The organism is Kocuria sp. KD4 (assembly GCF_011769905.1).
GTDB classification, from domain to species: Bacteria; Actinomycetota; Actinomycetes; order Actinomycetales; family Micrococcaceae; genus Kocuria; species Kocuria marina.
In genome coordinates this window covers 792971-812544 of sequence record NZ_CP050449.1, presented here as the reverse complement: position 1 = coordinate 812544, position 19574 = coordinate 792971, and the positions used below count along the sequence as shown (strand labels likewise).

General features: G+C 69.4%; 17 protein-coding genes. 3 read left to right on the top strand and 14 right to left on the bottom strand.

Features of this window, described 5'->3' with window-relative positions; translation table 11 throughout:
* Nucleotides 1-10 precede the first annotated feature (10 nt).
* From HBK84_RS03745 to galU, 3 genes are all read right to left on the bottom strand, one after another.
* Nucleotides 11-709 (bottom strand): hypothetical protein, encoded by a 699-nt coding sequence (locus tag HBK84_RS03745; RefSeq protein ID WP_167318214.1) that lies wholly within the window; start codon nt 707-709, stop codon nt 11-13.
* A gap of 346 nt (nt 710-1055) precedes the next feature.
* Nucleotides 1056-1700, bottom strand: coding sequence for a GNAT family N-acetyltransferase (locus tag HBK84_RS03740; protein WP_144931422.1), 645 nt, complete (start codon nt 1698-1700; stop codon nt 1056-1058).
* A gap of 13 nt (nt 1701-1713) precedes the next feature.
* Nucleotides 1714-2622, bottom strand: a complete 909-nt coding sequence (gene galU / locus HBK84_RS03735; RefSeq protein WP_167318213.1) for a UTP--glucose-1-phosphate uridylyltransferase GalU — start codon at nt 2620-2622, stop codon at nt 1714-1716.
* Nucleotides 2623-2744: 122 nt separating this feature from the next.
* Between galU and HBK84_RS03730 the strand changes: the two genes are divergently transcribed.
* The 3 genes from HBK84_RS03730 (at nt 2745) to cpaB (ending at nt 4702) form a co-directional block, all read left to right on the top strand.
* Nucleotides 2745-3383, top strand: a complete 639-nt coding sequence (locus tag HBK84_RS03730) for a 5-formyltetrahydrofolate cyclo-ligase (protein ID WP_167318212.1) — start codon at nt 2745-2747, stop codon at nt 3381-3383.
* A gap of 68 nt (nt 3384-3451) precedes the next feature.
* On the top strand, nt 3452-3805 hold the full coding sequence (locus tag HBK84_RS03725; RefSeq protein WP_167318211.1) for an FmdB family zinc ribbon protein: 354 nt from the start codon (nt 3452-3454) through the stop codon (nt 3803-3805).
* Between the two features lie 222 nt (nt 3806-4027).
* Nucleotides 4028-4702 (top strand): Flp pilus assembly protein CpaB, encoded by a 675-nt coding sequence (gene cpaB / locus HBK84_RS03720; protein ID WP_167318210.1) that lies wholly within the window; start codon nt 4028-4030, stop codon nt 4700-4702.
* An 88-nt stretch (nt 4703-4790) separates the two neighbouring features.
* Here the strand turns inward: cpaB and HBK84_RS12625 are convergent, their stop codons facing one another.
* From HBK84_RS12625 to HBK84_RS03665, 11 genes are all read right to left on the bottom strand, one after another.
* The gene (locus tag HBK84_RS12625) at nt 4791-5192 is read right to left on the bottom strand and encodes a hypothetical protein (RefSeq protein ID WP_206069189.1); all 402 of its coding nucleotides are present in this window, start codon (nt 5190-5192) and stop codon (nt 4791-4793) included.
* Nucleotides 5182-9003: a hypothetical protein gene (locus HBK84_RS03710; protein WP_167318209.1), complete on the bottom strand. Its 3822-nt coding sequence runs from the start codon at nt 9001-9003 to the stop codon at nt 5182-5184. The genes HBK84_RS12625 and HBK84_RS03710 overlap by 11 nt, the downstream gene beginning before the upstream one ends.
* Before the next feature lie 95 nt (nt 9004-9098).
* Nucleotides 9099-10697 (bottom strand): glutamine-hydrolyzing GMP synthase, encoded by a 1599-nt coding sequence (guaA, locus tag HBK84_RS03705; protein WP_085106437.1) that lies wholly within the window; start codon nt 10695-10697, stop codon nt 9099-9101.
* A 42-nt stretch (nt 10698-10739) separates the two neighbouring features.
* Nucleotides 10740-11333, bottom strand: coding sequence for a DUF3817 domain-containing protein (locus HBK84_RS03700; RefSeq protein WP_035965872.1), 594 nt, complete (start codon nt 11331-11333; stop codon nt 10740-10742).
* Entirely contained in the window at nt 11326-12303 is a 978-nt protein-coding gene (locus tag HBK84_RS03695; RefSeq protein WP_167318208.1) for an SURF1 family protein, read from the bottom strand. The genes HBK84_RS03700 and HBK84_RS03695 overlap by 8 nt, the downstream gene beginning before the upstream one ends.
* Nucleotides 12304-12456: 153 nt before the next feature.
* The gene (locus tag HBK84_RS03690; protein WP_167318207.1) at nt 12457-13578 is read right to left on the bottom strand and encodes a GuaB3 family IMP dehydrogenase-related protein; all 1122 of its coding nucleotides are present in this window, start codon (nt 13576-13578) and stop codon (nt 12457-12459) included.
* A 43-nt stretch (nt 13579-13621) separates the two neighbouring features.
* Complete coding sequence (gene guaB, locus HBK84_RS03685) at nt 13622-15118, bottom strand: IMP dehydrogenase (RefSeq protein ID WP_167319116.1); 1497 nt, start codon at nt 15116-15118, stop codon at nt 13622-13624.
* A gap of 239 nt (nt 15119-15357) precedes the next feature.
* Nucleotides 15358-17508, bottom strand: a complete 2151-nt coding sequence (locus tag HBK84_RS03680) for an acyltransferase family protein (protein WP_240919088.1) — start codon at nt 17506-17508, stop codon at nt 15358-15360.
* 36 nt (nt 17509-17544) lie between these two features.
* Nucleotides 17545-17724: a hypothetical protein gene (locus HBK84_RS03675; protein WP_239322051.1), complete on the bottom strand. Its 180-nt coding sequence runs from the start codon at nt 17722-17724 to the stop codon at nt 17545-17547.
* 42 nt (nt 17725-17766) lie between these two features.
* Nucleotides 17767-18447, bottom strand: coding sequence for a hypothetical protein (locus HBK84_RS03670; RefSeq protein ID WP_144998361.1), 681 nt, complete (start codon nt 18445-18447; stop codon nt 17767-17769).
* Between the two features lie 54 nt (nt 18448-18501).
* Nucleotides 18502-19527, bottom strand: coding sequence for an acyltransferase (locus HBK84_RS03665; RefSeq protein ID WP_167318205.1), 1026 nt, complete (start codon nt 19525-19527; stop codon nt 18502-18504).
* Between the last annotated feature and the right edge of the window lie 47 nt (nt 19528-19574).

Sequence of the window (19574 nt, the reverse complement as noted above, 5' to 3'; positions counted from 1 at the left end):
TGCAGAGCTCTCAGGCCCGACGTCGCTTCAACACGTCGTCGAGGTTCAGCGCCGCAGGCTCCTGCTCACCGGCGCGCACGGCTTCCTTGAGGGACGTTGAACGGGCTGCCGGGCGCTCGGGCACGCGGAGGGGTTCCGGCTCGCTGCGCTCGACCACGGGCGCTTGCGTGTAGAGCGGCTTGGGCACCGGGACCGGCTGCCACGTGGTGGCGCTCGACGCGGCCGGTGCCGCACTGCGGGCGACCTTGAGGGCCTCGGCGCGCAACTCGGCGACGGTGTAGACGGGTTCCGCGGGACGTTCGGCGGTTCCGGTGGCGGGCTGTTCACCGTCCACGGGCAGATCCAGGGACGCGTGCAGCTCGCGGTCGTGCTGAGCGGCTTCCTGGCGGTCCTCGTCCTCGTTGTCGAAGATCGCGTACTGCACGGGGGCGACGTCCGCGGTAATGGGACGGGCGGCGGCGCGCTGTTCACGGTCGGTGACGGCGAGGTAGCGCAGACCGGCCACGCACCCGGCGCCCAGCAGGAACAGGACCACGGGTACGGCCCAGGACACGGCGGTCAGCGGTGCGGCGAGAGCGCTCACCACGGCGGCCAGGAGCAGCAACACCCCGGTGAGGAAGATGATGGTGCGGTCCCACTTGATCCGCAGCCCCGCCAGGGAACCGCGCTGGACTGTGGTCGCGCCCGGCGCGGGTGCCGTTGTCTCCATGGCTTTCGTCTCCCGTTCGTGGACGTGTGATGAGGCTACTGTGTGCACTGTAGTGGACTCCGCGCCCACGCGCTCCTGCCTGTGGATCACGGCACCGGTCTGCAGCTCTGGGGCCTCCACCTGGGCACGAACAGGAGCGTTCGTGCGCCGAGCCACGCGCGGTGCGAACCGCACGACGCACAGCACGATGATAATGACCAATACGGCCGAACTGCTCACCCACGACAATTCCACCGTCTCAGCGTAGGACACCGCGCCGTGATCCCCCGGAACGCAAACGCGTGTTGCTCACATCAATGTAATTCGATGCAGTTATGACGCCGTCCGGAGCCTTTTCCCATGGCTGTCAGCGAGACGCGCGCCGGACGGTGATCCCCCGGTCCTCGCCCGTGAACCGACGAACGAGCCCCTCCGGGACCTCCTCCGCGGTGAGCGCAAAGCTTCGGTGGTCCGCCCAGTCACCCGCGATGTGCAGGAACCGCGGGCGCAGCCCCTCGTCCCGGAAACCCAGCTTCTCCACGACCCGCAGTGATTTGGCATTCTCCGGGCGGATGTTGATCTCCATCCGGTGCAACCGCAGGTGCTCGAAGCAGTAGTCGGTGGCCATGGCCACCGCCATGGGGGCGATCCCGCGCCCGGCTTGCGCGCCGTCCACCCAGTAGCCCAACGTCGCGGAGCGGAAAGACCCCAGGGTGATGCCCGAGACGGTCAGTTGCCCCACGAGTTCGTGGCCCCGGGTCCCGGGGTCCTGCTCGGTGATCAGCCACGGCAGGGTCTGCCCTTCCCGCGCCTGCTTGGTCATGGAGCGCACGAAACCACGAAACGACGGCGCCGCGCCGTCCGCCTCGGGGTTGCTCGCTTCCCATGGTTCGAGCCACTGCTTATTGCGGTAGCGCACCCGGTCCCATTCACCGCGGTCACTCATGGCCAGTGGGCGCAGCACGAGCTGCGCCCACTGAAGGGTGACCGGCCATTCTGCAGCCGTGTTCACGAAGGTGGGGACCTCAGCCTTCGAGGTCGCGGGCGTAGTCCTTGATCCAGGCGCGCAGGCCCGGACCGAGGTCCTCGCGTTCGCACGCGAGCTCGATGTTCGCCTTGAGGTAGGACAGCTTGTCCCCGGTGTCGAAGCGGCGGCCCTTGAAGACCACCCCGTACATGCCCTGGGCAGCATCCCCGCGGTCCGCGATGGTCTGCATGGCATCCGTGAGCTGGATCTCGTCACCGCGACCGGGGGCCGTGTTCTCGAGGATCTCGAAGATCTCCGGGTGCAGCACGTAGCGGCCGATGATCGCGAGGTTGGACGGGGCGTCCTCCGGCGCGGGCTTCTCCACGAGGCCGTTGACCTGGACGTAGTCCTCCCCCTCGACGGCGGTGACGTCCGCGCAGCCGTACGCGCTGATGTTCTCGCGGGGGACCTCCATGAGGGCCACCACGGAACCGCCGGTGCGCTCCTGCACGCGGATCATCCGGGCGAGCAGGTCTTCCTTCTCGTCGATCAGGTCGTCGCCCAGCAGCACCGCGAACGGGTCGTCGCCCACGTGGGTCTTGGCACGCAACACCGCGTGTCCCAGCCCCTTGGGGTCCTGTTGCCGCAGGTAGTGGATCTCGCCCAGGTCCGATGCGTGCTCGACCTCGGCCAACAGGGCCTTCTTACCGGACGCATCCAGTTGCGCCTCGAGCGCGGGGACGCGGTCGAAGTGGTCCTCGAGGGCGCGCTTGGAGCGGCCGGTGATCATGAGGACGTCGTCCAGGCCGGCGTCCACGGCTTCCTGCACCACGTACTGGATGGCCGGGCGGTCCACCACGGGCAGCATTTCCTTGGGCATGGCCTTGGTGGCGGGCAGGAATCGGGTGCCCAACCCCGCGGCGGGGATGACGGCCTTGTGTACGCGCTTGGTCTCTTCACGACTCATGGGATCAGGGTAAACGACCGCACACGGGCGCCCGCGTTCCAACGCCCGTGTGATACCGGGAATGCGAGAATTCTCGGGAAATGTACTCCCAACGGTGAACAGGGAAGGATGGTCGACGACGCATGGACCCCACGGCATCCCCCGCGGACGCATCCCCGGTCCCCGAGGACAAGGCGCGATTGCGCGCACGGATCCTGGCGCGGCGGCGTCGTCGTGGGGCGGCCGCACGGCACCGGGCGGAGACGGGGTTCGCGGAGCACCTGGCGCGCGTCCTCGCCGGGACCGGGACGGGTGACCTGGCTGCGTTCCTGCCGCTGCCGGACGAGCCGCCCCTGCTGTCCGCGCTCACGCAGGCGCATCACCGCGGCCACCGGGTCTGGTTGCCCGTGGTGGAACCCCTGCGGCAGTTGAGCTGGGTGCAGTGGCACCCGGATGCCCCTCTGGTCCAGGGGGCGTTGCCCGGGCTGCTCGAACCCGCCGGGGAACGGCACGGGGCGGAGGTGTTCACGGCGGTGCGGGTGTTGCTCGTGCCGGTGGTCGCGGTGGACGAGGCCGGTGTGCGGCTGGGCTTCGGGGGCGGGTACTACGACCGGTTCCTGCCGCGCATTACGGGGACCCAGCACCGGCTGAAGGCCATGGCCTGCTGCTACGCGGACGAGGTGCTGCCGGCGGGGACCGTCCCCCGCGAAGCGCACGATGCCGTGCTCGGCAGCGTCCTCACGGAACGCGGCGTCGTGCCCCTGGGGCCCTCCGGGCAGTGATCGCAGCCGTGGACGGGCGAGTAGGATGTGAGGTCGGTAAACCACCCTCACCCCTCGAAGGAACACCCGTGCCCGTTTACGCCTATGCCTGCAAAGATTGCGGCCATGCTTTCGACATCCGCCAGTCCTTCTCCGACGACGCCCTGACGGTGTGCCCGGAATGCGGCGGCCGGTTGCGGAAGAAGTTCAACTCGGTGGGCGTGGTGTTCAAGGGTTCCGGTTTCTACCGCAACGACTCGCGCTCGGACTCCTCCTCGAGCGGGAGTTCCTCCGGCACCTCGGGATCGGCGGATGCCACCGCGACCCCGGCCGCGGACAAGGGCGCAGGCCAGGACTCCGGCACCGCTGCGTCCGCCATCTCCGGCGGCGGCACGAGCTCATCCTCCGCCTCGACCGCGAGCGGGTCGACCTCCGCGTCCTGAGTCGACGTCGCTCCCACGGTCACTTCCGCCGGGCCCGCTGCTGACCGGACCAGCGCGGCGTCCCTGCACGACGGGACCCGGGTCGACAGACCGGCGCATGCCTGATTCTCGCCGCGGCGAGCGCACTGCACGGGTGAGTGTTCGGCGCTGGGCCCACCCCCGGTCTCCACCGATCCACCACGCCGCTCCGGGACGACGACGCCGCCCGCCTAGTGTCCGGGTATGCGCTCCCGATCCCGTCCGCACTATCCGCTGGCTTTGCGCGTCCGCACCGCGGTGCGGCGCCGCCACCGCCTCGTGGCCGCCGCGCTGTGTGCCCTGGCCCTGACGCTCGTGATCCTGCGACTCGCCCCGCCGAGCGTGCAGACCACACCCGTGGTCACGGCGGCCCGGGAGATCCCCGCGGGCCAGTCCCTTGCGCCTGGTGACCTCACGGTCGCAGAGTTCCCGTCCGCCCTCACCCCCGCGTCAGCCTTCAGCAGTCCCGACGACGCCGCGGGGCAGACCACCACGATCGCCCTGACCGCGGGGCAACCCGTGACACCGTCCACCGTGCTGGGCCCCGGGGTGCTCACGGGTCAGCCCCAGGGGACCACCGCTGCGACGGTGCGGGTGAGCGATCCCGCGGTGCTACGACATGTCCGACCGGGTGACGTGGTGGACGTGGTGCACCACACCGACGATGCCTCGAACGGGCGCGGTCGCACCGTGGCCCAATCGGTCACCGTGCTGTGGGCCGCGACCGCACGCTCCCCCGACACCTCGTCCTTGCTCTCCGCGTCGGGCATCGACGGGGATGCCGGGCTCGTGGTCCTGGCGGCGTCCCGTGAGACCGCCGCGGAACTGGCCACGCTCGACGGGACGGGTCGGGTGTCCCTCGTCCTGGTGTCGTCGTGAGGGAACGCGGGATCATGCAAAACCCTGCCCCGGGTCGAGGTCATACGGACTCGGGTGGAATCACCACCGGATCCATCCGGCAGCCGGTTCACCCCCAGTGGGGCGGGCGCTGCTGTTTCAACCACTGCGCGTGGCCGCTCTCCGCGGCAGCCTCCCGGGGGTCCGGGGCGTCGCCGCCCAGCTCATCGGAGCCCGCACCCCACTCAGTGGTGCGCAGCGCGCACTCCGCGTCCGGCGCGGTTCCGCCCGTCGCGCGGCGGTGGCCGCGGCGGCGTCGTCCCCCGGGCTGGGCGGAAGTGGCGCCATCCGGGGCGCCCTCGGGCGAGGTGACCGCTGTGCCCGGGGCATTCGCGCCATCCGTGGGCCCTGGGCCCCGCGCAGAATCCGGAGCCACCTCCTTCGGCGCCGCCTCGTCCCGCGAGCGCTCGTCCCCGACGTCCGAGCCGTCCCGCGAGGACTCAGAACGGCCCGCCGGGCGATCAGTCGTCACGCGAACCGCTCACTCTCCGGGCGTCGGTCTCCGAATCGGACCCCAGGCCGAGGTAGCGCTGGACGAGACCGGCCACGGTCTGCGGGTCCGTGAAGACCTCCACGGACCACAGGCTCACGTAGTTCCACCCCGCGCGTTCGAGCTGTTGCGGGATGAGCCGCGAGCGTTCGCGCACGCTCAGCGCGCGGCTGCGCTCGGACCCGTCGGAGCGCAGCGCCACCGGGATGCGTACAGGCTCGCCCGTGGCCGCACGCTGGGTGACAGCCCCCGCGGACAAGGACTCGGTCTCCGCGTACGCGGCCATGTCGATCATGTGGGCGTAGCCGGTGTGGACCGTGGCTCCGGCGCCCCGCAGCCGTCGCGCGAGATCAGCGACCAAAGCATCCGGGGCGGCGTCGGTGTCCTCGGCGGGAGCCACCGCGCGCTCCGACGTGGTGTCCTCCCCAAAGAGGATCTCGAGCATGTGGTACATGTCCCTGGCGCCGTTCTGCAGCCGCCGCGGCTCGGTGTCCTTGGGGTGGATGGACGTGACGATGTGCGTATGGCGACGCGAGCGGGTCATCCCGCGCACGAACGCCTGGCGCCCGTCCCGCTCGGACAGTGCACCCAACTGCGGGGTGCTGCGCCCGGACGTGGTGCGCCCGAAGCCGAGCGAGAAGATCACGGTGTCCCGCTCGATCCCCGCGGCCCGGTGCAACTCGACCACGCGGAAGGACTCCCGCCCCGGAGCGAAGAACTCGGCGGACTCACCGGTCTCCCGCAGTCGACGCTGCACGGCCTGGGCCACGCGGGCGGCATGCATCGCACTCGCGGTGACCACGGCCAAGGACCGCTCGGGGTGCCGCTCGGCGTGGGCGAAGACCAGGTCCACGGTGCGGTGGACCTCTGCGGTGGGTGCCTGCACCCCTTCGCTGCCCGCGGTGAGCACGCCCACGCCGTTCACGACGTACTCGGCGGACATCCCCGTGCTCACGCTCGTCAGTTCCGAGGCCTGCGGCACGCGGGTCAGGGTGCCGTCGTAGAACGCGTCGTTGAGGTAGTCGAACAAGCGGGGGTCCATGGGCCGGCGCACCGAGGTCAGGGACCGGGAGTCCACCACGCGGGTCAGTGCGTCGTACGCCGAGTCGATGTCCGCGACGGGTTGCGGAGTGTCCCGGGCCGCGACGTGCGGGGCCACCGTGAAGGGCTGAGGACCCGCGGCGTTGCGGTCACCGAACGCGATGACCTGATCCGCCCGCACGAGCGCGGGCAGCGTGGCCGCGAGCGGGGTGGACTCGGCGTCCAGGACCACCACGGTGTCCACGGACTGCTCCTCCCCCAGCGTGGCGGTGAGCACGAGCGGACTCGCGGTCCACACGGGCACGAGCGACGACGTGAGGTGCTGGACCCGGTCCAGCTCCTCGGTGCGCACGTGACCGCTGCGCAGCATGTCCCGCAGCGCGCGAGCCTCCCGGGGGTTGCGCTTGGTGTCCCGCGCCCAACGCTCGGCCAGCGCGTACTCGAGTCGCGCCGGTGCGGCCGCGATGTGGGCGGAATCGGCGCGGCGGAACACGGATTCCGTGCGGCGCAGCTCGGAACCGTCCGGCATGGCCACGAAGTCATCACCGCTGATCATGGCCTCGAGCACGGACTGCCACCACGCGAGGTCGAGTTCCTCGCCCACGCGCTCGGCGGGTACCGCGCGGGTCTCGAGATCCTGCAGGAACTCCCCCAGCCCGCGCGCCCGCAGGTCGTCGAGCAACACGGTGCGTTCGGGCAGGGTCGCGAGGTGGGCCTCGTCGTTGATCAGTTCGTCCAGGATTTCCTGGAGTTCGTCCACCCCGGCCGTCTCCAGGCGCGCGGCAGTGCGCGAGCCCTCGAGTGCGATCGCGAGCCCCTCGAGGTCCTCGCGGAACCGGCGATGGATCTGCAGGGTCTCCCCGGCGCGGTCCGAGACGGCGGGCTGTTCGAGCGTGGTGGCCCATTCGCGCCACCTGTCCCGTTCGGACTGCACTTTCACGAGCGCCGAGTGCAGGTCCGAGAGGTGCACGCCGGGTCGGAGGTATTCCTTGGCGGCCTTGCGCAGGCGGGAGCGCTGCAGCCCGCTCAGCTCGATCTCGTGGTCCCGCCGCCAGGACGCGGAGGCCGTCGCGGCGATCAGGTCCGTCACGGGCCGGTCGTAGATGTCCGGTGTGAGGTACTCGAGCGACTCCCCGACCTCGATCACGAGTTCGAGCTGTTGCTCCCATTCGCCGATGGTCGAGCCCACGCGCAGCCCCGAGACCCCCAGGACGTGGCGCATGGCCGTCTTGAGGGTGGTCAGTTCGAGCAGCAGGGACTTGGCGAGGTCGTGGGCCTCACGGGCCTCGTCGTCGTTGACGAGCCGCGCACCGTGCCACGGGCTCGCGAGCGCCGCGGCGTCGAACGCGCCGAGGGTCGCGGCGCGCTGGAGCTGACGCTGCACCTCGCTGCGATGGGACACGGCGTCCAGCACGGAACGGCGGAACCGCACGGCGGTCTGCGGTCCGGGGGTGCGCGCGGTCAGTTCCGCGAGCGCCTGCATGGCCTCGTAGGGCGAGGCCTGCCAGCGGGGACGCAGTGCGTGCAGGGATTCCTCGTGCACCCGCAGCTGTTCGCGGCTGCGCTGCAGGGCGTCCAGGTGCTGTTCCAGCTGCGGCTGCTCGGCGCGTTCGTTGCGGGCGACGGCGCGCACGAGCCGCTCGGCGACGTCGTCCGGGCTCAGGTGGGAGCCCAGCGGCAGGACGAGGGAGTCCAGGCCGGTGCGGTTCCACGCGCGGTTGAACGCGGCGAGCGTGGTGCGGGACTCGCCGAGCACCAGGACGCTGCGGCCGCGGTGCACGAGCGCGCCGACCGTGGAGACCACGGTGTCCACCGCGGCGGTGCCCACGGGTGTAGCGACCACGAAGCTCTTACCCTGTTCGGCGAGGTCCACGATCTCCTGCTGATTGGCGTCCAGGTCCGTGAGCAGCAGCTCCTGGGCGGGGTCGCGCTCGTCGAGACCGGGTGCCTGATCGGTCAGGGGGCGCACGACTGGTAGTTTGCCCACCTCGGGGTTCTTGAGCCGGGCGAGGTCCTCGATCAACTGGGTGTGCGCGACCACGTGCTCGTCCGCGGGACGTTCGTGCAGATCCGCGAACGTGGAGACCAGCAACTGGTGTTCCACGTGCATGCCCGGGACGTGGGCCGCGAGCTGGCGCAGGGTCTCCAGCACGGGCGCGGGGTCCAACTTGCGGGTGCCGTACGCGAGCCGGGACATCTCCGCCGTGGTCAGTTCCACGCCGTGGTCCTCGCGCAGCCGACGCACGAGTGCCGGGTTGAGGTGGGCGGGACCCACGATGTGCAATTCGAAGTCCTTGTGGTCCGGGCGCAACTTGACCGTGACCGGGGCGAGCAGGACCGGGGCGATGAACCGGCGCAACCCGTCCGCCACGGGATCGGCGAGCCACGACGCCGTGCCCGCGGCCAGGTAGGAGGCGTCCAGACCGTGCATCACCGACAGCTCGTGGACCTTGGTGCGCAGCGCCCGGGCCGAGCGCACGGCGCGCTCGTACGCGGGGCTGTCCTGGTGGATCATCGTGGACAGCCGGGTGGGACGGCCCATGAGCAACTGTGCCTGCCCCGAGGAGTTGGCCTCGGTGAGATCGATGCAGACGTTGTCCACCTGGTTGAAGTCCAGCAGGGTGTCCGGGCCCGTGTAGGCGTCCATCTGTTGGGTCCAAGAACGCAGGGACACGCGGGGGTGTTCGCGCTCGCCCGTGGCGCCCGTGTCCTGGGGGGTTGTTCGGGAACGGTCCGGGGCGGGTGTCGACATGGTGCTCCTACTCACGAGTGCGCCGGTCTGCTCACCACGGGGGATGGGGCGGACCGGCGCACCGCAACTGACGATGGCTCTCTACGCGGTGGAGTTCACTCCCACTCGATGGTTCCCGGCGGCTTGGACGTGACGTCCAGGACCACCCGGTTGATCTCCTCGACCTCGTTGGTGATGCGGTTGGACATCCGGGCGAGCAGCTCGGAGGGCAAGCGGGACCAGTCAGCGGTCATGGCGTCCTCGGAGCTGACCGGGCGCAGCACCACGGGGTGGCCGTACGTGCGACCGTCCCCCTGGACGCCCACCGAGTGCACATCCGCGAGCAGCACCACGGGCATCTGCCACACGTCGTCGTCGAGACCGGCACGCGTGAGCTCCTCGCGGGCGATCGCGTCCGCGCGGCGCAGGATGTCCAGGCGCTCCTCGGTGACCTCACCGATGATCCGGATCCCCAGACCCGGACCAGGGAACGGCTGGCGGCCCACGATGTTCTCGGGCAGTCCCAGTTCGCGGCCCACGGCGCGGACCTCGTCCTTGAACAGGGCGCGCAGCGGTTCCACGAGTTCGAACTGCAGGTCCTCGGGCAGCCCGCCCACGTTGTGATGACTCTTGATGTTGGCCGCACCCTCACCGCCGCCGGATTCCACGACGTCCGGGTACAGCGTGCCCTGTACGAGGAAGCGGACGGGCTGGCCGTCCTGGGCCTCGTCGCTGAGCACCTTCTGCTCGGCGGCCTCGAACGCGCGGATGAATTCCCGCCCGATGTTCTTGCGCTTGGTCTCGGGGTCGGTGACACCCTTGAGCGCGGCGAGGAAGCGGTCCTGCTCGCGGGCCACGTGGAGCTTGATGCCCGTGGCGGCCACGTAGTCCTTCTCGACCTGCGCGACCTCGTCCTGGCGCATCAGACCGTGATCCACCAGCACGCACGTGAGACGGTCCCCGATCGCGCGCTGCACGAGGGCTGCAGCCACCGCGGAGTCCACACCGCCGGAGAGCCCGCACAGGGCCTTGCCGTCACCCACCTGGGCGCGGATCGCGGCTACCTGCTCCTCGATGATGTTGCCCGTGGACCACGTGGGCGTGAGCTGGGCCCCCTCGAAGAGGAAGTTCTCCAGGATCTTCTGCCCGTACGCGGAGTGCTTGACCTCGGGGTGCCACTGCACGCCGTAGAGCCTGCGCTCGCGGTTCTCGAAGGCCGCCACCGGGACGCCCTCCGTAGTAGCCAGGGTCGTGAAACCCTCGGGTGCGGCGGTGACCGAGTCACCGTGACTCATCCACACGGTCTGCACGTCCGGGGTGCCGTCCAGGATGGTGCCCACGCCGTCCCCGGAGGTCGAGGCGGCGGTGGCCCCGTACTCGCGCACACCCGTGCGCTCAACGGTCCCGCCCAGGGCGTTGGCCATGATCTGAAAGCCGTAGCAGATCCCCAGCACGGGCACGCCGGCTTCGAACAGTTCGGCGTCCCGTTGCGGCGCACCGGGCGCGTACACGGACGCCGGGCCGCCGGAGAGGATCAGTGCGGCGGGGTTGCGCTGCAGGATCTTCTCGGTGGACCAGGTGTGCGGGACGATCTCGGAGTAGACGTTCGCCTCGCGTACCCGGCGGGCGATCAGCTGCGCGTACTGCGCGCCGTAGTCGACCACGAGTACCGGACGTTGCTCCAGTTCGCTCAGGTTGTCAGGGGATTCACTCACGCGGACAAGTCTAGAACACCGCTCGGACACCCTCGCCCGGTCTCAGTAGCGCCGGGCGGCGCGCGGATTGGCCACGAGTTCGGCCTCCGTGGAGCGGTGGATCTTGCGTTCCACGATGAACGAGAGGAACGGCACCACACCGCCCAGGGCCATCACGACCAGCTGCGCGAACGGCCAGCGCATGAGCGACCACACGCGCAGGCATGAGAGCAGGTAGATCACGTAGAACCAGCCGTGGATGATCAGGATCCACGTGGAGATGTTCACGCCCCCGGCCAGGTTCTCGAGCTCGAGGTCCTGCCAGCCCAGGGCCACGCTCTGCCCCGTGGCCTTGTCCGTGCCGCCCGCGATCAGGTCGTAGCCGAAGCCGTAGCGGGTGATCATCTCCGCGACGAGCAGCAGCAGGAAGGTACCCGAGATCCACGCGCACACCTTGTAGAAGGTCAGCGCGCCGCGGATCTGCGCCTCGGTCCCGCCGAAGCGCCGTCGTGGTTTCAGCGCGGCGGCCTTGGCGCGCACACTGTCCGGGACGGTCGCCCGCTCGGGGCTCGCGTCCTCGGGCGCGGTGACCCGCACGCCGTCGGTGCGGCGCACCGGGCGGGGCTGGGAATCGGGCTGCGGCGTGTGATCACTCATGACTGGCTCCGTGGGATCGCGGGGTGGAACTCGTGGGCGGGGTGCGCGATTCCGTGCGCACCGCGGGTTGGTCGTCGAAGTAGTAGTAGCACTGGTCCTGGGCGTCCCAGTAGTAGTAGGACTGCTCGGCCTCGTCCCAGAAGTAGTCGCCGTCGAAGTAGAAGTACTTCTCGGGGTCCTGCCGGCGCAGGTAGTCGTCCCGCACGAAACGCCACCACATGAAGAACGCGAAGCCCGCGAACACGACCCACTCGATCGCGTAGAACAGGTTCAGGGCGTGCACGGAGGTGTCCGCGGGTTGCTGCTGGATCTGCAGGGGTTCCAGCCCCTCCCCCATGAGCCCGGCCGACACCGCGAGCGTACCCTCCCGGGTCACGGGCGCCGGTTCCGCCGCGGGGTTCTCCGCGAACGCGGCCACGTACCCCGAGTACAGGGGCGCGTCCCACAGATTGCTCAGCTGCGCGGACGCCACGGACGCGACCTGCCCGGCCGGCACGTTCTCGCTCGGTAGCGGGGAGTCCGTGGGCAGGAGTCTGCCGATCACCCGGATCTCGTCCGACGGCGCTCGCGGCACCCGGTCGGCGGAAGCGACCCAGCCCCGGGCCACCGCGATCGAGACGTCGTTATCGGCGGCGTCCCAGCGCTGTTGCGAATCGGGGATCGCGAGCTGGGTGACCACCCAGTACCCAGGGTTGCCGTCCTGCAACCGCCCCGGGACCAGCACCGTGGAATCGGGGACGTAGCGCCCGACCGCGGATACCATGTGATCGGCTTGCTGAGCGGTCGTGGCCTCCCCCGGGGAGACCACGTCTTCAAGGGTCGAGACCCGGTCCTTGGCGGGATCCACCACCGTGGAAGACTGCAGGGAAGCGTTCAACTGCCACATGCTCAACACCACGAACAGTGCCGCCACGAGCAGCGCGACCGCCAGGAAAGCCAGGGAGCGGGGGCGCAGGGCGGTCTTGAGCACCCCTCAACCCTAGTGCTCCGGGCTGGACGTTTCCCAAATCAGCGGGGGTACGGGCAGCCCCGATCACGGGACGGCCACGGGTCACGGGTCCGTAACGGCCACCGGTTCCCGAGCCGGAAGCGCGGGCGCACCCGCGGCCCGGCACGGGGGGGATCAGCTGCGGATCACCACGTCCGCGCGCTGGAACTCCTTGAGCTCGGAGTAGCCGGTGGTGGACATGGCCCGGCGCAGGGCACCGATCACGTTAGAGGAGCCGTCCACATGGCGCGAGGGCCCGTTGAGCAGCTCGCCCAGAGGACCCACGGTCCCCACGTGGGTGCGCACACCGCGCGGTGAGTGCGGGTTGTGGGCCTCGGGACCCCACAGCCAGCCCTGACCCGGGGCCTCCTCCGCGCGGGCCAGCAGGGTCCCGAGCATCACGGCGTCGGCGCCCATGGCGATGGCCTTGACGATGTCACCCGAGGTGCCCAGACCGCCGTCGGCGATCACGTGGACGTACCGACCGCCCGACTCGTCGAGGTAGTCGCGGCGGGCCGCGGCGACGTCGGAGATGGCCGAGGCCATGGCCGCGTGGATGCCCAGGATGGATTCGGTGCGCAGGGACGCGCCGCCCCCGAAGCCCACGAGCACGCCCGCCGCACCCGTGCGCATGAGGTGCAGGGCCGGGGTGTAGCCCGCGGCGCCGCCCACGATCACGGGAACGTCCAGGTCATAGATGAACTTCTTGAGGTCCAGGGGCTCCTGGGTGCGCGAGACGTGCTCGGCGGAGACCGTGGTGCCGCGGATCACGAACAGGTCCACGCCCGCCTCGAGCACGGTGCGGTAGTGCTCCACGACGCGCTGCGGGGACAGGGAGCCGGAGACGATCACCCCGGACTCGCGGATCTCGGCCAACCGGGCCTTGATCAACTCGGGCTGGATCGGGGCGAAGTACAGCTCCTGCATCCGCCGCGTGGCCTGCGGCAGGTTTTCAGAGCTGAGGTCCGCGATCTCGTCCAGGACGGGCTGCGGGTCCTCGTAGCGGGTCCACAGGCCCTCGAGGTCCAGCACGCCCAGACCGCCGCAGCGGCCCAGGGCGATCGCTGTGGCCGGGGACATCACGGAGTCCATGGGCGCACCCACCACGGGGATGTCGAAGTTGTAGGCGTCGATCTGCCACGAGGTGCTCACGTCCTGCGGATCGCGCGTGCGTCGGGAGGGCACCAGGGCGATCTCGTCCAGGCTGAACGTGCGGCGTGCCCGCTTGGAGCGCCCGATTTCGATGTCGTAACTCACGAGGGATCCTTTCACCGCGCGGAGAGCGCGGGGGCTGGCGCGATCAGCGCTTGTAGTTGGGGGCTTCCACCGTCATGGTGATGTCGTGCGGGTGGGACTCCTTGAGCCCGGCCGGCGTGATCCGCACGAACCGCCCCTTGTGCTTGAGCTCCTCGATGCTGTGCGCGCCCACGTAGAACATGGTCTGGCGCAGCCCACCGTCCAACTGGTGCAGCACGGACGCGAGCGGCCCGCGATAGGGCACCTGGCCCTCGATGCCCTCGGGGATGAGCTTCTCGTCGTCGGCCACGTCCGCCTGAAAGTAGCGGTCCTTGGAGTAGGACGTGTTCTTGCCGCGCGACTGCATGGCCCCGAGCGAGCCCATGCCGCGGTACGCCTTGAACTGCTTGCCGCCCACGAACACGAGTTCTCCGGGGGACTCGTCGCAACCGGCCAGCAGGGAGCCGAGCATCACGGAGTCCGCACCGGCCACGAGGGCCTTGCCGATGTCCCCAGAGAACTGCAGCCCGCCGTCGGCGATCAGCGGCACGCCCGCGGGGATGGTGACCTGGGCGGCCTCGTTGATCGCGGTGATCTGCGGGACGCCCACGCCCGCGATCACGCGGGTTGTGCAGATGGAACCCGGGCCCACGCCCACCTTCACGGCGTCCGCGCCGGCATCCACGATCGCCTGGGCGCCCGCGCGGGTCGCGGCCTGCCCGCCGATGATGTCCACGTGGGCGGCGGCGGAGTCCTTCTTGAGCCGGGCGATCATGTCCAGCACGCCCTGGGAGTGACCGTTGGCGGTGTCGATGAACAGGGCGTCCACGCCCGCGTCCACGAGCGTCATGGCGCGCTCGAAGCCGTCGCCGAAGAAGCCCACGGCCGCGCCCACGCGCAGCCGGCCCTCGTCGTCCTTGGTGGCCAGGGGGTACTGCTCCGCCTTGGTGAAGTCCTTGACGGTGATCAGCCCGGTCAGCCGGTCCTGCTCGTCCACCAGGGGCAGCTTCTCGATCTTGTGCGTGGCCAGCAGCTTGTGGGCCTCGTCCCGGCTCATCCCCACGTTGCCCGTGACGAGCGGCATGGGGGTCATCACGTCCCTCACGAGCCGGGTCTCGAAATCGCTCTCGGGCAGGTAGCGGGTGTCCCGGTTGGTGATGATCCCGAGCAGCTTCTGGGACTCGTCCACCACGGGCAGACCGGAGACCTTGTAGTAGCCGCACAACCGGTCCAGTTCCGCGAGCGTGGCCTCCGGGGATACCGTGACCGGGTTGGTGATCATCCCGGACTCGCTGCGCTTGACGCGGTCCACGTGATCCGCCTGGTCCTGGATGGACAGGTTGCGGTGGATCACGCCGAGCCCGCCCTGGCGGGCCATGGAGATGGCCATGGCCGATTCCGTGACGGTGTCCATCGCGGCGGAGAGCACGGGAGCCTCCAGCGTGATCCTGCGGGACAAGCGAGTCCTGGTGGAGGCCTCCGACGGGATCACGTCCGTGTTGCCGGGAAGCAACAGCACGTCGTCGTAGGTCAGTCCGGTGAAGCCGAACGGGTCGTCCATGAGGGCCGTGGGCACGGGTTCAGACACGAATAATCCCTTTCACGCGAGAATGTCCCCACCAGTCTACGGCGCGGCTCCGACGCGCTCCCCGCCCGTTCGCCGCGGGCCACACCGACGCGAGCAGAGTCCGGAGACCACGAGCGGACCCAGAAAAGCGTCGTCCCTCGTGCTTTCATGCCGACAGCGTCAAGCCACGGCGAGGTGGTAACTCCTCCTCGTGGAAGGTGCTCCTCGGGACCTTAGAAACCGTCCTCCGCGAGTCCCGCTGTTACACGCTCCAGGAGCATCGAGCTCATGCTTCGAATGTAGTTCGGTGTGATGTGGTTATTGTCCCAGTACACGATGAGGTTGCCGATGACAGGGGAGCACGTTCCATCGGGGCAAATGAGATCGTTCATGTCCACCTCAGTGATCGCAGGCTCCCTCGCTGCGACTTCTCCTAGGGGATCGGGCTGACCCACGATCGATGTCTTCGGGGGCATACAGTCGGCAGCCCTCTCCGCATCGCCCTCCAGACAAACCCCCGGAGCGTAGTCAAAGCGAGGATTGTCCCGGATGGCCACGACCTGAGACCCGCGATCCGTGAAGTAGTGCATCCGTTCAACGGTCTGTGAGGACATAGTCTCGCCACCCTCCTCGGTACTACGGGTGCCGTTGATCACGACAATATCCGGCTCCACGGAATCCATCACCTTGTCGAGGTCCTCGAGCCAGGACTCACACTCCGCTGCGTCTCGAACCTGCGGCTCCTCCACACCGATGAGGCAGTTGCCCCGCACGTAGCTGGTCATGTTCCAGTCCTGGTCCTCCGCCACGTTCTGAAGAGCCGGAATCCACTGCAAGGCATGGCTGTTGCCCACGACCAGAACCGTATTTGACGCGGTAGGACTCTCGACTGTGACTCCGCACCACATTTGATTCTGTTTTCTGAGACCCATCTCCTCCGGGCACGATCCCCCCAGGGACGGCCTGGGATAGGCCCCCTCGATCACTGGCAGCAAGGGAGCATTCGGATCCCCTTCCTCCAGATCATCGAGCGTGAGCACTGTGGCACCCGGATTGTTGCGGAAGGCCTGGCTCTCGATCTGTGCCTGTTTTTTGGCTTCGACCCCGCTCCATGTCCGCGCAGGAACAACCACCAGCCCCAAGCAGACAGCGATGACCAGCGCGAGCCGCCAGTTCTTCGACTCCGGCCACTTCCAACGTTTGAGCGGGTTCTCCACGATCTTCGTCAGGAGCAGTGCCAGCAGAACGGACACGACCACGATCACCACGCCGGAGCGTGGCCCGGCCACCGGCCGGTCCCGGACCACCAGATAGGTGACCAGCAGGGGCCAGTGCACGAGGTACAGGGCGTAGGCGGCGTCGCCCAGCTTCATTACCGGGGCCCAGGACAGGAAACGGTCGAGCCCGAGGGCCGAACCGGACTGTCCCGCAACGATGATCGCCGCGGCGGAGAGCAGTGGCCACAAAGCAATCCAGCCCGGGAACGCGCCCTGCACGTCCACGAGGATCCCCACCGACACCATGCTCACGAGTCCGCCCCACCCCAGGACCAGCCGCACCGCACGGGGAAGCTTCACATAGGGAATGGCGAGCGCCACCAGGGACCCCAGGGCGAACTCCCACAGCCGGGCCCTGGTGTCGAAGTACGCGAACTCCTGGTGCGTGGCCGTGGAGAGCACCGAGAAGGCCAGCGAGGCCGCGAACACCAGCCCGAAGCATGCGGCCAGAACGGGGACGCTGCTGTGGCCCGTCCGGCGCTTGTCCAGCCACGCCAGGCCGAAGATCAGCGGCCACAGCAGGAAGACCTGCCCCTGGACCGAGAGGGACCAGAAGTGCTGGAACGGCGAGGCCGAGGAGTGGTCCGCCGCGTAGTAGTCCACCGCGTTGAAAGCGAGCGTCCAGTTCTCGAAGTACAGGATCGAGGCCACGCCCTGAAAACGGAAGTCCGCCACGTCCTGTGCGGGGTACAGCCACCACACGAGGAACAGCGTGGCCAGAATGACCACGGTCGCCAGCGGCAGCAGCCGCTTGAAGGTGTGGAGCCAGTAGCGGCCCAGCGCCAGGGGACGCCCGCCCTCGAGCTTGCGGACGAACGAGAGGGTCATGAAGAACGCGGAGATGAACAGGAAGACGTCCACACCACCGGACACCCGGCCCATGAATACGTGATAGACGACCACGAGCAGCACCGCGATCGCCCGCAACCCCTGCACCTCCGGGCGGAACCCCGAGAACCGGGCCACCCGGGCCGCGGAATCGGAGGATCCCGGGGACGCGGAGTCGGTCGGCGCCCCGGCGGAGGAGACGTCCGACCACGGGGCGGGGGCCGTGGTGGGTGAACAGGGGGCGGGCGAGAGAGTGGGGGTTCGATCGGGGGGAAGCACGCAGGCCATAGTAGACCTCCCCCGTCTGACAAAGGGTTACTCGGGTAACGCGATCCCCGTGATCCCGTCCTGCTGCAGGGCGTCCGACACCCGCTGGGCGAAGCTGTGGGAGGCTGAGGCTGCATACATCCCGGTGAGGTGGTCGTCGTCGAAGTACACGATCATGTTGCCCACGGCGGGCCGGCACGCGCCGTCGGGACACACGACGTCGGTCATGTCCACGGGCGCGAAACCCTCCAGTTTGGAGCCCAGGTCCCGCTAGGGATCGGGGGTGTCGAGCATGGGGGCCACGATCTCGCACTCCGAGGACTCGAGGCTGCGCAGCGCGGCGCACTCGGCCGAGGCGTCGTGGAACCGTGGGGTGTCCCGGATGCCCACCACCTGGGTGCCGTCCGCCACGGGGGCGCGCACGCGGGTCTTTCCACGTCTCCCCGTCCGGCTCGCTGAAGGTGCCCTGCAGGAACACGAGGTCCGGGTCCGCGGCGGCGAGCATCTCGTCGCTGCCCTCGAACCAGGTCGCGCACGCCTCGGCGTCCTCGAGTTCCGCGGCCGCCGTGTAGGAGCACCCATGCTGGATGAAGGCGAGCACGCGCCACCCGTTCGCGGGGCCAGCGGTTCGAGCACGGGGACCCAGTGCTGCATGTGGCTGTTGCCGATCATCAGCACGGTGCGGGCGGGGTCCTCCATGGCCACGGGCTCGCGGCAGAACTGCCGGAACTGCTTGGGCAGCTCGACGTCCTCGGGACAGCCCCCGCCCAGGTTTGCGGCGCTGTGGGGCAGTTCCTCGGGGCGCGGCAGCGCGGGCGCGGTCGGGTCGCCGTGGAACTCGTAGCCCGGCAGCAGGGCGACGGCGCCAGGGTTGTTCGCGGACGCGTTCTCCCCCAGTCGATGGTTGCGTTGCAGCTCCGCCCGTTCCCACGCGCCGGCGGTCACCGTCACGAGCCCCATGCACACCGCGATCACGAGTCCGGCTCGCCACGACCGGGCCTCCGGTCACGACCACCGCTTCAGGGGTTCTTCGAACCAGCGCGTGAGAAGGAGGGCGAGCGCAATCGAGGCCAGCACGAGGGCGGTTCCCGCGAGGGCTCCGGCGTCCGGGCGGTCACGGAGCACCAGGTAGGTAATCAGCAGCGGCCAGTGGACCAGGTAGAGCGCGTACGCCGCATCCCCGAGTCGTACTATGGGGCCCCACGAGAGGAACCGGTCGAAACCGATGCTGGAACCGGACTGTCCGGCCACGATGATCGCCGCCGCCGACAGCAACGACCACAACGCGATCCAACCCGGGAACGCGCCCTGCACGTCCACGAGGATGCCCACCAGGACCATGCTCACGAACCCGACCCAACCCAGCAGCAGTCCCAGGCCCCGACCCACGCGCAGGTACGGGACAGCCAGGGCCAGCAGGGAACCCAGCGCGAACTCCCACAGTCGAGCACAGGTATCGAAGTACGCGAACCCCTGTCGGGACACCGTCGTGACCACGGAGAATGCCAGGGGCGTGGCGAAGACGAGACCGAAGCAGCCCGCGAGGACGGGTACGCAGCTGCGGGCGGTGCGGCGTCGCCACCACCACGCGAGGGCGAAGATCAGCGGCCACACGAGGAAGACCTGCCCCTGCACCGACAGGGACCAGAAGTGCTGGAACGGGGACTCGGTCGAGTGGTCCGCCGCGTAGTAATCCACTTGTTCGGCAGCGAGCGCCCAGTTCTCCACGTACATCACGGATGCCACACCCTGCGAACGGAACTGGGCGATCTGCATGGTCGGGAAGAACGCCCACAGCGCGGCGAGGGTCAGCAAGATTGTGAGCGTAGCCAGGGGTAACAAGCGTTTGAACGTGTGCAGCCAGTACCGGGCCACCCGGGCGGCGGCATCGGCGGGGCGCGCGTCCTGCGGTGTCGCCGGTCCGATACGGGGGTGGGCGCCGTCGTCCGCGGAGGCGACCGCGGCGCCGGTCACGGAACCGGCAGCGCTCGACCCGGGATCGTGCGAGGAGCGCTTCGGGGCGGACGGCATTGATTCAGCCAAGGGGGCGCCGCATTGATTCAGCCAAGGGGGCGCCG

Bases quoted from the DNA above. Each gene is read 5' to 3' on its own strand.
- HBK84_RS03710 (WP_167318209.1), bottom strand. From the start codon at position 9,003: ATGTCGACACCCGCCCCGGACCGTTCCCGAACAACCCCCCAGGACACG.
- HBK84_RS03675 (WP_239322051.1), bottom strand. From the start codon at position 17,724: ATGACCGACGTCGTGTGTCCCGACGGCGCGTGCCGGCCCGCCGTGGGC.
- galU (WP_167318213.1), bottom strand. From the start codon at position 2,622: ATGAGTCGTGAAGAGACCAAGCGCGTACACAAGGCCGTCATCCCCGCC.
- HBK84_RS03730 (WP_167318212.1), top strand. From the start codon at position 2,745: ATGGACCCCACGGCATCCCCCGCGGACGCATCCCCGGTCCCCGAGGAC.
- HBK84_RS03665 (WP_167318205.1), bottom strand. From the start codon at position 19,527: ATGCCGTCCGCCCCGAAGCGCTCCTCGCACGATCCCGGGTCGAGCGCT.
- cpaB (WP_167318210.1), top strand. From the start codon at position 4,028: ATGCGCTCCCGATCCCGTCCGCACTATCCGCTGGCTTTGCGCGTCCGC.
- HBK84_RS03700 (WP_035965872.1), bottom strand. From the start codon at position 11,333: ATGAGTGATCACACGCCGCAGCCCGATTCCCAGCCCCGCCCGGTGCGC.
- HBK84_RS03745 (WP_167318214.1), bottom strand. From the start codon at position 709: ATGGAGACAACGGCACCCGCGCCGGGCGCGACCACAGTCCAGCGCGGT.
- guaB (WP_167319116.1), bottom strand. From the start codon at position 15,118: ATGGACGACCCGTTCGGCTTCACCGGACTGACCTACGACGACGTGCTG.